The following is a 14,207-nucleotide window of genomic DNA, read 5'->3' as shown; positions in this document are numbered from 1 at the left end:
TGCAGTCATGTATCGAAAGAAAAATACTGGAAATGCGCTCTAAATGTTTGTTCTAACGCACATCTAATGATGGTCGGAGTTGCCGACCTTTTTCCCAGCGCCATTGATAATCGTTTCGAGCAGCCAGGGCTTGTGGTCGATTATTTCGGAAAGCTCCTGCAGACCTATTTGCGAACCGGCTTCCTTCAGCAGTGCGTCGGCCACCGAGGCTGATCCGTTCTTGCCTTCCTGCGCCAAACGATGCGCCCGCCGGATCAGAAGTTCCGGTTGTGAAAAACTGCTCTCGGCAAGTCTTTTTTCTATTCGGCGCTGTAGCTCTTCCGGAGCAATCATCTGTTGAATTCCCTTATTCCTGAAAGGCCCGCAACCGGCAGCGGTGCGCAGCCCACATTATAAATCTATGTTGTGATGAAGTTTTTGCCACGTGACAATTCGCACAAATCTGACGTTCCGGCAGATTTTACTATGAGGGCGAGTAGGTGGAGCTGTGAGGCTGTTCTACTTTAGTATCACAGAATAGTAACGAAATATTTCAGCACATCAAATCCGCAAATTGGCCAAATTATTGCCACGCTTTCTCTTGTTTGCATCTGGCAAGCTACTTACATAGCCGGTACGGCCTCGGCGGGAAGAGCAGTGGTCAGGTAGCGCGCGCGCGACGGGAAGCGGATTTCGCTTCACGGCAGTGTGCTGTAGCGGCCAGTGTCTGTTTCCGTTTGATAAACAATAAGAATTCAATGGTTTGAAATGGCCACTCTTCGTTACTTTATTTGGCCCATGGTTTTTACCGTACTGGGTCTCGCTGGTGCCGTTTGGCTCGGTTTCGAAATGACCGGCACTTTTGGGGGAATGGTCTCCGTCTTCATCATCTGTGCAGTTTTGAGCGTTCTCGAAATATCGCTTTCTTTCGATAACGCTATCGTCAATGCGCGCATCCTGCGCGACATGACGCCGGAATGGCAGCATCGCTTCCTGACTTGGGGCATTATCATTGCCGTTTTCGGCATGCGCATCATCTTCCCGCTTGCCATTGTCGCCGTTGCCATGTGGACCGATCCGATCTCGGCATTGAAACTCGCGATCTGGCAGCCGGATGAATATGCTCGCGTGATCTCGGAATCCCATACAGGTATTGCTGCCTTTGGCGGTACATTTCTGCTGATGGTCGGCATGAAGTACTTCTTTGATGTCGAGAAGGACGTGCACTGGATCAAGGCCATCGAAAGCCGTATGTCGAAGTTTGCTTCGGTGCAGGGGGTCGAGATCGGTGTGGCAATCGCTCTGATCATCTTCTTCTCGTACCAGCTTGATGCCGAACATTCGCACACCTTCCTGATCGCAGCCCTGTTCGGTCTTCTGACCTTCCTCGCTGTCGAAGGACTGGGCGAGGTTCTGGATGCGACGCAGGAGCAGATGGATATGGTCCATCGCGGTGGTCTCGGCGCCTTCATCTATCTTGAAGTGCTGGATGCCAGCTTCTCGTTCGACGGTGTTATCGGTGCGTTCGCGCTGACCACGAACCTGTTCATCATCGCTATCGGTCTCGGTATTGGTGCATTCTATGTGCGTTCGCTCACTATCATGCTTGTCGAGCGCAAGACGCTGGGTCAGTACCGCTACCTCGAACATGGTGCTTTCTATGCGATCCTGGTTCTGGCGGTCATCATGTATGTCCAGACGCTGGTACATATTCCGGAAGTCATTACCGGCCTTATCGGCGCGGCTTTGATCGGTCTCTCGTTCATGTCTTCGCTGCGCTACAACCGGCTCAATCCGAACTGGCAGGAAGAAGCCGAAAAGGTGACAGGGCACTAGTTGGCCTTGTATCCTTGGATTAGAAGGGCAGCTTCGGCTGCCCTTTTTGTTGGCCTTGACCGAATCGCCGGAGTTGAGGACCATCACCGGACGCGACTGACATCGCGCTTTCATGCTGCAGATCGTTTTCAGGGGATCATGATCGGCGCGCTGCGGCTCATTCGGGGAAGGGGATTTCCATGATCGTAACACGTTTGAGCAAAACCGCCTTCGTGGCGGCTATAGCCTTTTTCGCAACGCTGGTTTCGTTCGGTAATATCACCGATTACGACACGAATTTCGGGTTCGTGCAGCACGTCCTGATGATGGATACCATCTTTCCCGATGCCACTATCAAGTATCGCGCCATCACTAATCCGATGCTGCACAATGCCGCCTATATTCTCATCATCGCGGCAGAGACGCTGACGGCGATCCTGTGCTGGATCGGGGCGTTTGCGATGCTCGGCCGTCTGACTGACCGGGCGGTCAGCTTCAACCGTTCGAAGAAATGGGCCATTGCCGGTCTCGCACTCGGTTTTCTGGTCTGGCAGGTCGGCTTCATGTCGGTTGGCGGCGAATGGTTCGGCATGTGGATGTCGCAAACCTGGAACGGGATCGAATCCGCGTTCCGGTTCTTCATCACCATCATCGCTGTGTTGATCTTCGTCGTGCTGCCGGACGGCGAACTGGTGGATTGAATTTGACGTTTGAATCCCGACTTCATGAGATGCTGTTTCAAACGTCAAATTCGAAAAATCCACTAGATACATGAAGTTACCAGTGGTCTTTGCGATTCCGACATTTGCTCGGCGCCTGTATCAGAGGGACGCAAATGTCGGAATCAGACCACTAGAGTAAATGTGATGCTGAAACAGGCTCGTCAATCAACTCGACACCAGCCTGTTTCATCTTCTGCAGCATGATGTCCATTGAGCCATTAAGGTCGATCCCGCGGCACGCATCCAGACGGACGCGCACCTGAAAGCCTTCTGCAATGGCGTCGAGCGCCGAATAGGCGACGCAGAAGTCGGTTGCCAGTCCCGCCAGAGTGAGCGAACCAATGTTACGTTCGCGTAAATACCCGCCAAGACCGGTCGGCGTGCTGCGGTCGTTTTCGAAGAATGCAGAATAGCTGTCTATGCCGATGCGAAAGCCTTTGCGAATGACGAGCTGTGCCCGTGTCCACTGCAGATCGGCGTGAAAATCTGCACCATGACCGCCCTGAACGCAATGGTCGGGCCAGAGCGTCTGCAGGCCATAGGCCATCTCGATCGTATCGAAAGGCTGGGCGTGGGCATGAGTCGAGGCGAAGCTTGAATGATTGGCCGGGTGCCAGTCCTGCGTGAGGATCACGTGTTCGCTTTCATCGATCAGCCGGTTGACGGTGGGAATGATTTCGTCACCGCGATCGACGGCTAGCGCACCGCCGGGGCAGAAATCATTCTGGACGTCGACAACCACAAGTGCATGGCCGATCATAAGGTGCTCCCGCTTAGAGCATGTCTCCCGGAAGTGGAAACCGGTTTCAGGATAAAGACATGCGTAAATACAAACATCCAGCTTATTCCGTAACCGACTATAGCCAGACAGGGTTCACGAGACCAGCAATAAGCCGCGTTCTGGTATAACATCGGCAAGAGTGCTACGGACGGCTCAAATCAGACATCAGACAGGAAACCATCATGACAGATGTTATCGTCCGCGACAGCAATGGAACTCAGTTGAATGACGGTGATTCCGTCACCTTGATCAAGGACCTGAAGGTCAAGGGAACCTCCACGACATTGAAGCGGGGAACGCTGGTCAAGGGCATTCGCCTCACCGGAAATCCGGACGAAGTCGATTGCAGCACCAAGCAGGTCAAGGGACTGGTGCTGCGGACCGAATTCCTGAAGAAAGCCTGATTATCAGAGCGCGCATCTTATTCCGAAAACCGCTTCGCACTTTTCTGGATGCGCTCTAAGCATCGATCTCCACGCGACCGCGTGGGCGGCTGCAGCAGGCGAGGATATAGCCCTCGGCAATTTCGTCGTCGCGAATGCCGCCATTGTGGTTCATCTCGGTCTCTCCGCCGAGGCACTTCACCTTGCAGGTGCCACAGATTCCGAACTCGCAGGCGCTCGGAATCTTGAGGCCGCCACTACGGGCGGCAAGCAGGATTGTGTCGTTTTCCGTACATTCTACTTCCACGCCGGAAAGGCTGAAGACGACGCTGGCTGCTGCCACGGCCGGGGCGATGGGTGCTGTCACTGTGCTCGCCGGTTCGGAGAGCGTGGACGGCACCGGAACCGACGAAATCTCGCTGGCCGGATTAAAGCTCTCCTGATGATAGTTGGCCATGTTGAAACCGGCGTCTTCCAGCAAGCCTCGTACACCGTTCATGAACGGCTCCGGTCCACAGCAGAAGACCTTGCGATGCAGGAAATCAGGCGCCAGCAGTTCAAGCCGGGCGCGGTCTATTCGCCCATGCAAGCCCGGCCAGACATGGCGTGCCGATGATTGCTCGACAATGAAGGCCAGATGCATTGCTTCCATGCGACCGGCGAGCAGCTCCAGTTCACGGCGGAAAATGATGTCGTCCGGCGTGCGCGCGCAATTGATGAACGCGACGTCGGTTGCCGGTGCGCAGTCGAAGAGCCAGCGCGTCATGGAGACCATCGGCGTGATGCCGGAACCTGCAGAGACGAAAAGATACTTTTCGCCCGGATGATTGGCGAGTGAGAAATCGCCGTTCGGTCCGTAAGCCTTGATCTTCATCGGCGGACGCAGATTGTCGAGCATCCAGCGCGTGCCGATGCTGTCCTTCTGCGCCTTGACAGTGACGGAGACGTGGTAGGGGCGGGATGGGGTCGAGGAAAGCGTATAGGTCCGTAGCACCGGGCCGAGGCCATCTGCCCGTTCAATCGGCAGTTCCAGAGTGACGAACTGGCCCGGCGTATAGCGGAACCAGTTGTCCTCGGCGGTCTTGAAGGAGAAGGTCATGACGTCTGGCGCTTCTTCGATGGCCGAGATGCATTCCAGCATCTGCAACCTGTCGTTCCACGGCAGCATCTCGTCCAGATATTTCAGAGGCTGCATGGCCTTCTCACTTCTTCAACTGCATTTCAAAAATCAGGCGACGCGGCTGAGCTTTGCCGCTTCACCACGCAGGCGCGGCGTAATGGTGTTGGTGTACCATTCGAGGAACTGCATCACGCCGCCTTCATGTTCAACCGAGTAAGGGCCCGGCTGATAAGCGGGCGAGCGAATGCCCACCGCATTTTCTTCAACGATCTGCCGGTCCTGGTCATTGGTCTGGATCCACACATGGGTCAGTTCATCGAGATCATAGTCCACGCCTTCGACGGCATCCTTGTGGACGAGCCATTTGGTGGTGACAAGCGTTTCCTCGGCATTGATCGGCAGAACGCGGAAGGAAATCGCATGATCTGCCATCAGGTGGTTCCAAGTTGATGGATAGTTGAACATCAACATTGCACCGATATTCGTGTTACCAGCTACCTGATCGCTCAAAGGCTTCTTGACAGCCGCCTTGCCAGACATGGTGTAGCTCACCGCGTCGCGCAGAAGTGGGATGCGGGTGATGCGATAGCGCCCATCCTCGGACATGTTGAATTCTGCAGGCAGACCGACGCTGGCGCAATTCTTCCAGAGCTGGTTGATCTCCGGATCTTCCATCACGCCCTGCACGCCGGTTGCCGACGGAGCTTCCGGATAGGTGCGGCAGAGTTCTGGATGGTTCGCGGCGCAGTGATAGCACTCGCGGTTGTTTTCCCAGACGAGCTTCCAGTTGCCCTTCTCGATGATCGAACTTTCGAAGGCGACCTTTGCATCCTTGATATTGTGCGGTGCGAGATAAGGCTCGACCAGATTGCGGAATGCAGCGAAATCGGGCGCTTCCTCGGCGACGCAGACATAGATATAGCCGGCGACGGTTTCGCAATGGACCGGCTTCAGGCCGTATTCGGCAGGCTTGAAGTCAGGGCCGACCTGACGCGCGAAAAGCAGACGCCCGTCCAGTTCATAGGTCCACTGGTGATAAGGGCAGACGAGCTTCGCGGCGGTTCCCTTTTCAGCCGCGCAAATGCGCGAGCCACGATGGCGACAGGAATTGTGGAAAGCACGAATGCCGCCCTGCGCATCGCGAACGATGACAACAGGATAAGCGCCGATCTGCACGGTCATATAGGAACCGGTCTTCGGCAGCTCGCAATCATGGCCGACAAACAGCCAGTCCTTGTAGAAAATGTTCTCCAGATCCAGCTTGTGATATTCTGGATCGGTGTAGAATTTCTGCTCCAGGCTGAAATTGAGGTCGCGCCCGGTCAACAGCCCCAGCATTTCGTTGCGAACGTCCATAGCCTCGAACCCTTGCTTTCCATCTTGGATCTGCCTTCTGCTGTTCTCCCAGCGACTATGGCTCGATCCGGTGTTCCCTTTGTCTTCCGGAAGCACGGCTTGTCCCGTTATCTCAATGGCTTGCCCACATCTCCCGAGGTCTGTGAACTAGCTTCCGTTATCCCGATTCAATCACTGAACTATTCTAAACGCGCATTGGGATGCGACATGGTTTTCGCGTAAAGACGACACGCCAAAATGTCGCTTTTGCGGCGCGATCAGATCGTCGCAAATATGTGTTACATCCGCCTTCGGAGCGTTTCCGGGATTGCAAATTGGTTTAAAAGCCAGTTACCACGTCAACCACATCCCAATCTGTTTCATTCCATGGGAGGCTCGGTGGCCATGAAACGTTCTGAAATCAACGAAATCATCCGCGAAAGCGACGCTTTCATCCGCTCTTTCGGCTATGTCATGCCGCCTTTCGCATATTGGTCGCCCGAGGAATTGAAGGCGCGGACCTCTTCGGATGCGCATGCCATTCGCGACGCGCGCCTTGGTTGGGATATTACGGACTACGGGCAGGGCAAATTTGCCGATCTCGGCCTGTTCCTCTTCACCACGCGTAACGGCAATGCAGAAGACCTCAAGCGCGGCGGCGGCATGCTTTATGCCGAAAAGATCATGATCTCGCGCAAGAACCAGCTTTCTCCGATGCACCGGCATGTGGTGAAGGCCGAAGACATCATCAATCGTGGTGGGGGCACGCTGGTGCTGGAACTGTTCAACTCGCTGCCGGATGGCAGTGTGGATGAGCAAAGCGACGTGACTGTTGCCACCGACGGACGCCTTGTGACGCAGAAGGCTGGTGCTCATCTGAAGCTGCAGCCGGGCGAAAGCGTGACGCTGCTGCCGGGCAATTGGCATGCTTTCTGGGGGGAAGGCGGCGATGTGCTGATCGGCGAGGTTTCGACCGTCAACGACGACCTGACCGACAATATTTTCCGCGAGCCGATTGGCCGTTTTTCGAATATCGATGAAAACGAGAAGCCGCTGCATCTTCTGGTATCCGACTACGACAAATGGCTGTGAGCCTACCGATATTTCGGTTCTAGCCGCCTGCAAATGGCGTTGTTTGACGTTTCCGGTCTGCATGTAACTTTAAGTGAACGATGCTCCGGTTCTCTAACGCTGCCATTTCCGGCAAACCGGGGCCGGAATCTCACACGAAGCCAAACTGAAGGACTGAGCATATGAAGCTGGCGATGATCGGAACGGGCTATGTGGGTCTGGTTTCGGGTGTGTGTTTTGCCGAATTCGGCTTTCACGTTACCTGCGTCGACAAGAACCCGTCGATCATCGAGCGGCTGAAGGCCGGGAAAGTCACCATCTTCGAGCCGGGGCTTGATGAGTTGATGACCCGCAATATTCGCGATGGTCGGCTGGAGTTCAGCACCGATCTTCCGGCAAGTGTCGCGGATACCGATGTCATCTTCATCGCTGTCGGCACACCGTCCCGTCGCGGTGATGGCGAGGCGGACCTGCAATATATCGAAGCAGCTGCGGATGAAATCGCCGCCGCCATGAAGCCGGGCGCGGTGGTCGTCATCAAGTCGACGGTCGTGGTTGGCACCAATGCGCGCATACGCGACCGTATCAAGGCTGCCAATCCGGCTGTGTCGTTCTCGATGGTGTCCAATCCAGAATTCTTGCGGGAAGGCTCGGCGATCGAGGATTTCATGCGACCCGACCGTGTTGTTGTTGGGGTGGAAGACGAGCGCGGCAGGGCCGCGATGCAGCGCCTCTATCGTCCGCTTTACCTGCGTGAAACGCCGATGGTCGTCACGTCGCTGGAAAATGCGGAAATCATCAAATATGCGGCCAATGCTTTTCTGGCCATGAAGGTGACGTTCATCAACGAGGTTGCGGACCTTTGTGAGAAGACCGGCGGCAATGTGCAGGAAGTCGCGCGTGCCATCGGTATGGATAATCGCATCGGCTCGAAATTCCTGCATGCCGGTCCGGGCTTCGGCGGATCGTGCTTCCCGAAGGATACGCGGGCCTTTGCTGCGACGGGCAAGAAATATGATGCGCCGCAATCGCTGATCGAACAGGTCATTGCGGTCAATGAGACGCGCAAACAGTCGATGGCCGAACGGATCGTGACTGCGGCCAAGGAAAACGGTGCAGACACGGTTGCTGTTCTGGGCGTCGCCTTCAAGCCGAACACCGATGATATTCGCGAGTCTCCTGCGCTCGACATTATCGCGGCCATTCAGAAAGCCGGGATCAAGGTTCAGGCGCATGACCCTGAGGCCATGGACGCTGCCAGGGCGGTGCTTCCTGATGTTGTCTGGTGCAATTCAGCTTACGAAGCGGCGAAGGGCGCAGGCGTCGTTGCCCTGCTGACCGAATGGAACGCTTATCGTGCGCTCGATCTTAAGCGAGTGGCCAATGTCATGGCCGGAAATGTGCTGATTGATCTGCGCAATGTCTACAAGGCAGAAGATATTGCAGGCACCGGGCTAGATTATCGTTCGGTTGGGCGGACGCTTCGGGCCTGACCAGAGCATTTCCAATAAAAGTGGAAACCGGTTTTGCGTCCAGAAATGCTCTGGAAACGACCGGGGAGTTTACTCCCCGGCTGTCAGCCGCTTCTTCTCATTGGCGATGAGCCAGAGATTGCGAACATAGACGATGAGGCCAAGTCCTTGGCCAGCGATGAATACCGGGTCTTTACGCTGGATCGCATAGATCAGCAGCAAAGTGCCGCCGAAGAGTGAGAAGAACCAGAAGGCAACCGGCATGACGCTGCGTTTTGCCTTTTCGGAAGCCAACCACTGCACAACGAAGCGCATGGTGAAACAGGCCTGAGCGACGAAGCCCAGTACGATCCAGCCATCCCACTGCGCCACGAAAACCTCGTGCAGCCACAGTGACAGGCTGTTGAAAATATCAGTCATGGGTGATCTCTCTCACACGCGGAACGACCTTGCGGCGCTTCCGCAGCCACCAGACGCCATAAAGGTCCAGAATGCCACGCACTCCACGGTCCAGAATGCCGTAATTGGATTTGCCGTGGCGGCGTTCGCGGTCGACAACATCGACATGCACGACGTCGAAACCTTCGCGGATTGCCAAAGCAGGCAGATAGCGATGCCATCCGTCAAAGAAAGGCAGTTGCCGGAACAGGTCAGTGTGCAGCGCTTTCAGGCCGCAGCCGGAATCGCGGGTCTTGTCCTTGAGGATCGCGCCGCGCAGATTGTTAGCAAAGCGAGACGAAAGCTGCTTGAGTTTCGTATCCGTGCGCTTGAGGCGCTGTCCGGCTGCAATGCCGTAATCAGGCCCGGCTTTTAACAGTGCATCTGCCAGAACCGGGAGATAGGCGGGGTTGTTCTGTCCGTCGCCATCCATAGTCACGACGATCTTGCCGCGTGCCGCGAAAACACCGGAGCGCACAGCAGCGCTCTGGCCTGACGACCGGTCATGGCGCAGATGGCGGAGTGGCTTGCCGGCATGAATGCGGCCCGCGAGTACATCGCTGGTCGAGTCCGTCGAACCGTCGTCGACGACGATGACTTCGTATGCGCGGCCCTGCATGGCGGCATCGACTTCATCCAGCAAAAAGGCAAGATTGTCGGCTTCGTTGCGGCAGGGGATAACCACAGAAATCGTCGGTGTGTCCAAGCGGAGTGTTCCTTTATTCCTCGCGCTATCTGCTTAAGCTCGGCTTTCCTGCCCGGAAACCCGATAACGCGCAAGGCGCGCTCCATAGCATTGATTGGATGGCAAAGCCAAGACGGTTCAAGTAAACGTGAGTTCTGGCCCGGATAATAGCTCGATTGATCGGTTGACTGCCGTTTTTTAGCCGGACATTGCCGGATACGGAAGAGCCTCCGCCAGCCAATCCAGAAAATTCTGTGTCACCTCATCCCGGTTGATTTCATTGAGGCTCTCGTGGCGGGTGCCGGGCAGGATCGTGCAATTGACACGCTCGAAACCCATTTTCCGCATTCTGTCTGCCAGTCTGCGCACGGCGGCACCGTTCACCGTTGCAGGGTCTTCGGTCCCACCAACAAGATTGAAGGGCATGTTTCGCGGGATATTGGAAAAGTTCCGGTCGTCGGCGCCACGGCGGATCAAGCGGAAAATGTCGATCCATAACGCCACGCTGGCATCGAAGCCGCAAAGCGGATCGGCGACATAGGCGTCGACCTCTGCCGGGTCGTGCGAGAGCCAGTCGAATAGCGTGCGGTGGCCCTTTATGGATCGACCCCAGGCGCGGAAAGTCATCCTTGGCAGAATGGTACTCGGAACATCCGAGCCTTTCAGTATGCGCTCCATATAAAGAAGTGCGAGCGCTGCAGCGCTTTCCGCGCCACCATCGACATTGGCATTCCAGATCGCGGCGGCATCGACTGTGTTAGCGTAGTCCAGCACATAGTTCAGCGCGATCAGCCCGCCCATGGAATGTCCGAAAAGCACGACCGGAAGGCCCGGATGGTTCTCGTGAATATGCCGGTTGAGCGCCAGCACGTCCTCGATAGCCACAAGATGGCCCTGCTTTTGTGCGAACATTCCTCTTGGCGCATGAGCGCCGATATTGGCGCCGTGGCCGCGATGGTCGTGGATATAGACGTGGTAGCCTGCTGCGACCAAGACGGACGCGAAGCGTTCATAGCGTGCGGAATGTTCGGCAAGGCCGTGGCATATCTGGACAACGGCTCGCGGTGTCCCGGCGCGGACGGTGCGGAACGGGAGTTCTGATTTGTCTGAAACCGGCAGATGATGAATGGTTTTGAATGTCATTTCGCCATCTGATTTTATGCCGTGCAAATAGTCAATCTCCTCCGTTGCGGCGTCGCTTAAACAGGCACTGGAACGGAGTGTGAATGAATTTTAGGCAATTGCGTTTTTTGTGCAGATTCCGCTTGAAAAGCGCAAAAGCTTGGGCAAATCTAGCTTTGCAGACGGGGTTTTTGAAGGGCAATCAGGGGCGTTTTAAACGGGATTCCACGTCATAACTTGCAGGCCGTCCGATGAAAGGGAGGAAACTTTCGCGGACGGTGGCCAGAGGGGAAACCGGGTGACGGAAATATCCGCGCCCGGTTTCATTATTTATGGTTTTCATCAGAGTTTGATTTGCGGTTCCGGCTGCTTCCGTTTGGTGGGTTGCCGTTTGCGTCCGGGGCATATTTGGCCTACATACGCGTCAGCAATTTCCGCGCGGTTCGGCAATGTTAAGACCGATCGCGCTTCTCAACCTGCGGAGACGACGCGCTTTATGGCACGCCAGTTCATTTATCACATGTCCGGCCTCAATAAGGCCTATGGCAACAAGAAGATTCTGGAGAATATCCATCTCTCCTTCTATCCCGACGCGAAGATCGGCATTCTCGGCCCGAACGGCGCCGGTAAGTCGACCATCCTCAAGATCATGGCCGGTCTCGACAAGGAATATACCGGCGAGGCCTGGCTGGCCGATGGCGCGACCTGCGGTTATCTTGCTCAGGAACCGGAACTCGATCCTTCCAAGGACGTGCTCGGTAATGTGATGGAAGGTGTGGCCGCCAAGAAGGCGATCATCGACCGTTACAACGAACTGATGATGAACTATTCCGACGAAACTGCGGATGAAGGCGCGAAGCTTCAGGACATCATCGACAGCCAGAACCTCTGGGATCTCGAAAGCCAGGTTGAAATGGCCATGGAAGCGCTGCGTTGCCCTCCGGGCGATGCTGACGTGACCAAACTATCGGGCGGTGAAAAGCGCCGTGTGGCACTTTGCAAGCTTCTGCTTTCGAAGCCTGATCTGCTGCTTCTCGACGAACCGACCAACCATTTGGACGCCGAAACGACTGCATGGCTTGAAAAGCACCTGCGTGAATATCCGGGTTCAGTGCTGATCATCACCCACGATCGCTACTTCCTCGACAATGTGACGGGCTGGATTCTCGAGCTCGACCGTGGTCGCGGCATTCCTTATGAAGGCAATTATTCCGCCTATCTGGAAGCCAAGGCCAAGCGCATGCAGCAGGAAGGCCGCGAAGAGGCTGCCCGTGAAAAGGCGCTGTCGCGTGAACGTGAATGGATTTCCGCGAGCCCAAAGGCGCGTCAGGCCAAGTCCAAGGCGCGTATCAAGGCCTATGACGAACTGGTCAAGAGCGCGGAAGAACGCCGCCCTGGCGATGCGCAGATCATTATCCCGGTCGGCGAGCGACTCGGTCAGGTGGTCATCGAGGTCGAGGGTCTGTCGAAGGGCTATGGCGACCGTCTCCTGATTGACGATCTGAGCTTCAAGCTGCCAGCAGGCGGCATTGTCGGTGTGATCGGCCCGAACGGCGCCGGTAAATCGACGCTCTTCAAGATGCTGACGGAGCAGGAACAGCCGGATAACGGTTCGGTTCGTATTGGCGATACGGTTCATCTTTCCTATGTGGACCAGAGCCGCGACGCGCTCGATGCCAACAAGACCGTCTGGGAAGAAATTTCCGGCGGCAATGACGTCATCAAGCTCGGCAAGTTTGAAATGAACTCCCGAGCCTATTGCGGTGCGTTCAACTTCAAGGGCGGCGACCAGCAGCAGAAGGTCGGCAATCTTTCCGGCGGCCAGCGCAATCGCGTTCACCTTGCCAAGATGCTGAAGTCCGGCGGCAATGTTCTGCTGCTCGACGAACCGACCAACGATCTCGATACGGAAACGCTCGGCGCGCTTGAAGATGCGCTGGAAAACTTCGCTGGCTGCGCCGTTATCATCAGCCACGATCGTATGTTCCTCGACCGTCTGGCAACACATATCCTCGCATTCGAAGGCGACAGCCATGTCGAATGGTTCGAAGGCAACTTCGAGGACTATGAAGCAGACAAGATCCGTCGTCTTGGACCGGATAGCGTCAACCCGAAACGGGTGACCTACAAGCCGCTCACACGGTAAGGTTCGAGATGTTCAGGCTCTGGCGGTCTGCAAATGGCGTGGTTCTGCGCTTCCGGTGCTCACGTACGCAAAGTACGCTCCGCTCCGGTTCTCGAACCTCACCATTTTCGTCTCGCCATAGCCAGAACCTCAACGAACCTTTGGCGCTTTAAAGTTAAGGCCGGTGCAATGCACCGGCCTTTTTTATTTGATGAAGGGAAACATGATGAAAGACTGGTCTGCAAAGCAATATCTGAAGTTTGAAGACGAACGCAGCCGCCCGGCACGCGATCTTCTGGCCCAGATACCGGTCGATAAGCCGCGCAAGGTGGTCGATATCGGCTGCGGACCGGGTAACTCGACGGAGCTTCTGGTTGAGCGTTGGCCGGAAGCTGATGTTTCCGGCTTCGATACATCGCCAGACATGATCGAGAAGGCCAAGGCCCGCCTGCCGAAGGTGGATTTCACCATCGGCGATGTGGCGAGCTACGAGCCGGATGCGGAAACCGATGTCCTCTTCTCCAATGCTGTTTTCCAGTGGCTGCCGGATCACATCGAGCAGATGAAACGCCTCTTGTCGCTGCTTCGTCCCGGCGCGGTGCTGGCCGTCCAGATGCCTGACAATATGGGCGAGCAGACCCATGTCGGTATGCGTGACGTCGCAAAAACAGAGGCTTTTGTCGCCAAGATCGGCACCAAGGGCAGGGGACCTCTGCCCCCGGTGATGGAATATTATAATGCGCTCGCCGGTCAGGCCGCTCGGCTCGATATATGGCATACGGTCTATAACCACCCGCTGGATGGCGTTGATGCGATTGTGGAATGGGTAAAGGCGACCGGATTGCGACCGTTTCTCGATCCGCTCGATGAACAGGAGCAGGCCGACTATCTGAAGGCTTACAAGGCGAGGATTGCGCCGCATTATCCGGCGGCTGTAGACGGTAAAGTCCTGCTGCGTTTTCCGCGTATTTTCCTGGTTGTTCAGAAGAGATAGTTGCCCGAAGATCGCTCTACACGGGGAATTGATCGATTGCCCGTGTAGAAGAAGCCAATTATTTTATAATTATTTCAATGTCTTATATTGGCAGCTCATCGCTCGGCAACGTCAATCATTAATTTGAGCGCTTTCTAATATTGGAATAGATTGCATGCAAACGAT

Annotated in this window: 14 protein-coding genes; 7 read left to right on the top strand and 7 right to left on the bottom strand. The window is 55.6% G+C overall.

The window, feature by feature from the left end:
• Positions 1-63 precede the first annotated feature (63 nt).
• Positions 64-333, bottom strand: coding sequence for a hypothetical protein (locus LJ361_RS17780; RefSeq protein WP_010659690.1), 270 nt, complete (start codon positions 331-333; stop codon positions 64-66).
• 414 nt (positions 334-747) lie between these two features.
• On the opposite strand from LJ361_RS17780, the gene LJ361_RS17775 reads away from it, so the two are divergent.
• Together LJ361_RS17775 and LJ361_RS17770 are read left to right on the top strand one after the other, a co-directional pair.
• Positions 748-1,815 carry a DUF475 domain-containing protein gene (locus tag LJ361_RS17775; RefSeq protein WP_010659691.1) on the top strand — a complete coding sequence of 356 codons (1,068 nt, stop codon included), beginning with the start codon at positions 748-750 and terminating at the stop codon, positions 1,813-1,815.
• Positions 1,816-1,994: 179 nt separating this feature from the next.
• Entirely contained in the window at positions 1,995-2,495 is a 501-nt protein-coding gene (locus LJ361_RS17770) for a DUF2165 family protein (protein WP_010659692.1), read from the top strand.
• Positions 2,496-2,646: 151 nt separating this feature from the next.
• Here the strand turns inward: LJ361_RS17770 and pncA are convergent, their stop codons facing one another.
• On the bottom strand, positions 2,647-3,276 hold the full coding sequence (gene pncA, locus LJ361_RS17765) for a bifunctional nicotinamidase/pyrazinamidase (protein WP_010659693.1): 630 nt from the start codon (positions 3,274-3,276) through the stop codon (positions 2,647-2,649).
• 203 nt (positions 3,277-3,479) lie between these two features.
• On the opposite strand from pncA, the gene LJ361_RS17760 reads away from it, so the two are divergent.
• A complete protein-coding gene (locus tag LJ361_RS17760) occupies positions 3,480-3,701 on the top strand; it encodes an alkylphosphonate utilization protein (protein ID WP_010659694.1) in 222 nt (73 codons plus the stop codon).
• Between the two features lie 55 nt (positions 3,702-3,756).
• Here LJ361_RS17760 and LJ361_RS17755 read toward each other — a convergent pair whose 3' ends face one another.
• Positions 3,757-4,875, bottom strand: a complete 1,119-nt coding sequence (locus tag LJ361_RS17755) for a hybrid-cluster NAD(P)-dependent oxidoreductase (RefSeq protein ID WP_029929074.1) — start codon at positions 4,873-4,875, stop codon at positions 3,757-3,759.
• A gap of 33 nt (positions 4,876-4,908) precedes the next feature.
• On the bottom strand, positions 4,909-6,156 hold the full coding sequence (locus LJ361_RS17750) for an aromatic ring-hydroxylating oxygenase subunit alpha (protein WP_010659696.1): 1,248 nt from the start codon (positions 6,154-6,156) through the stop codon (positions 4,909-4,911).
• A 384-nt stretch (positions 6,157-6,540) separates the two neighbouring features.
• Between LJ361_RS17750 and LJ361_RS17745 the strand changes: the two genes are divergently transcribed.
• Together LJ361_RS17745 and LJ361_RS17740 are read left to right on the top strand one after the other, a co-directional pair.
• A complete protein-coding gene (locus LJ361_RS17745; protein ID WP_010659697.1) occupies positions 6,541-7,227 on the top strand; it encodes a D-lyxose/D-mannose family sugar isomerase in 687 nt (228 codons plus the stop codon).
• Positions 7,228-7,388: 161 nt separating this feature from the next.
• Positions 7,389-8,699 carry a UDP-glucose dehydrogenase family protein gene (locus tag LJ361_RS17740; protein ID WP_010659698.1) on the top strand — a complete coding sequence of 437 codons (1,311 nt, stop codon included), beginning with the start codon at positions 7,389-7,391 and terminating at the stop codon, positions 8,697-8,699.
• Between the two features lie 69 nt (positions 8,700-8,768).
• On the opposite strand, the gene LJ361_RS17735 is transcribed toward LJ361_RS17740, so the two are convergent.
• From LJ361_RS17735 to LJ361_RS17725, 3 genes are all read right to left on the bottom strand, one after another.
• Positions 8,769-9,098, bottom strand: coding sequence for a lipid-A-disaccharide synthase N-terminal domain-containing protein (locus LJ361_RS17735; RefSeq protein ID WP_010659699.1), 330 nt, complete (start codon positions 9,096-9,098; stop codon positions 8,769-8,771).
• A complete protein-coding gene (locus LJ361_RS17730; RefSeq protein ID WP_010659700.1) occupies positions 9,091-9,822 on the bottom strand; it encodes a glycosyltransferase family 2 protein in 732 nt (243 codons plus the stop codon). Before LJ361_RS17730 ends, LJ361_RS17735 begins: the two co-directional genes overlap by 8 nt.
• Before the next feature lie 177 nt (positions 9,823-9,999).
• Entirely contained in the window at positions 10,000-10,944 is a 945-nt protein-coding gene (locus LJ361_RS17725) for an alpha/beta fold hydrolase (RefSeq protein ID WP_029376066.1), read from the bottom strand.
• Positions 10,945-11,419: 475 nt separating this feature from the next.
• Between LJ361_RS17725 and ettA the strand changes: the two genes are divergently transcribed.
• Positions 11,420-13,069 (top strand): energy-dependent translational throttle protein EttA, encoded by a 1,650-nt coding sequence (gene ettA / locus LJ361_RS17720; RefSeq protein ID WP_012091727.1) that lies wholly within the window; start codon positions 11,420-11,422, stop codon positions 13,067-13,069.
• Positions 13,070-13,274: 205 nt separating this feature from the next.
• A complete protein-coding gene (gene tam, locus LJ361_RS17715; RefSeq protein WP_010659703.1) occupies positions 13,275-14,042 on the top strand; it encodes a trans-aconitate 2-methyltransferase in 768 nt (255 codons plus the stop codon).
• The last annotated feature ends 165 nt before the right edge of the window (positions 14,043-14,207 follow it).

It is taken from the genome of Brucella sp. JSBI001, assembly GCF_026014005.1.
GTDB classification, from domain to species: Bacteria; Pseudomonadota; Alphaproteobacteria; order Rhizobiales; family Rhizobiaceae; genus Brucella; species Brucella anthropi.
Note: the sequence above shows the minus strand (reverse complement) of the source record. Positions and strands in the feature narration are given on the sequence as shown.

What these genes read in the sequence shown, in the direction of transcription:
- LJ361_RS17780 (WP_010659690.1), bottom strand. Translation starts at nt 333, where the DNA reads ATGATTGCTCCGGAAGAGCTACAGCGCCGAATAGAAAAAAGACTTGCC.
- LJ361_RS17775 (WP_010659691.1), top strand. Translation starts at nt 748, where the DNA reads ATGGCCACTCTTCGTTACTTTATTTGGCCCATGGTTTTTACCGTACTG.
- LJ361_RS17770 (WP_010659692.1), top strand. Translation starts at nt 1,995, where the DNA reads ATGATCGTAACACGTTTGAGCAAAACCGCCTTCGTGGCGGCTATAGCC.
- pncA (WP_010659693.1), bottom strand. Translation starts at nt 3,276, where the DNA reads ATGATCGGCCATGCACTTGTGGTTGTCGACGTCCAGAATGATTTCTGC.
- LJ361_RS17760 (WP_010659694.1), top strand. Translation starts at nt 3,480, where the DNA reads ATGACAGATGTTATCGTCCGCGACAGCAATGGAACTCAGTTGAATGAC.
- LJ361_RS17755 (WP_029929074.1), bottom strand. Translation starts at nt 4,875, where the DNA reads ATGCAGCCTCTGAAATATCTGGACGAGATGCTGCCGTGGAACGACAGG.
- LJ361_RS17750 (WP_010659696.1), bottom strand. Translation starts at nt 6,156, where the DNA reads ATGGACGTTCGCAACGAAATGCTGGGGCTGTTGACCGGGCGCGACCTC.
- LJ361_RS17745 (WP_010659697.1), top strand. Translation starts at nt 6,541, where the DNA reads ATGAAACGTTCTGAAATCAACGAAATCATCCGCGAAAGCGACGCTTTC.
- LJ361_RS17740 (WP_010659698.1), top strand. Translation starts at nt 7,389, where the DNA reads ATGAAGCTGGCGATGATCGGAACGGGCTATGTGGGTCTGGTTTCGGGT.
- LJ361_RS17735 (WP_010659699.1), bottom strand. Translation starts at nt 9,098, where the DNA reads ATGACTGATATTTTCAACAGCCTGTCACTGTGGCTGCACGAGGTTTTC.
- LJ361_RS17725 (WP_029376066.1), bottom strand. Translation starts at nt 10,944, where the DNA reads ATGACATTCAAAACCATTCATCATCTGCCGGTTTCAGACAAATCAGAA.
- ettA (WP_012091727.1), top strand. Translation starts at nt 11,420, where the DNA reads ATGGCACGCCAGTTCATTTATCACATGTCCGGCCTCAATAAGGCCTAT.
- tam (WP_010659703.1), top strand. Translation starts at nt 13,275, where the DNA reads ATGAAAGACTGGTCTGCAAAGCAATATCTGAAGTTTGAAGACGAACGC.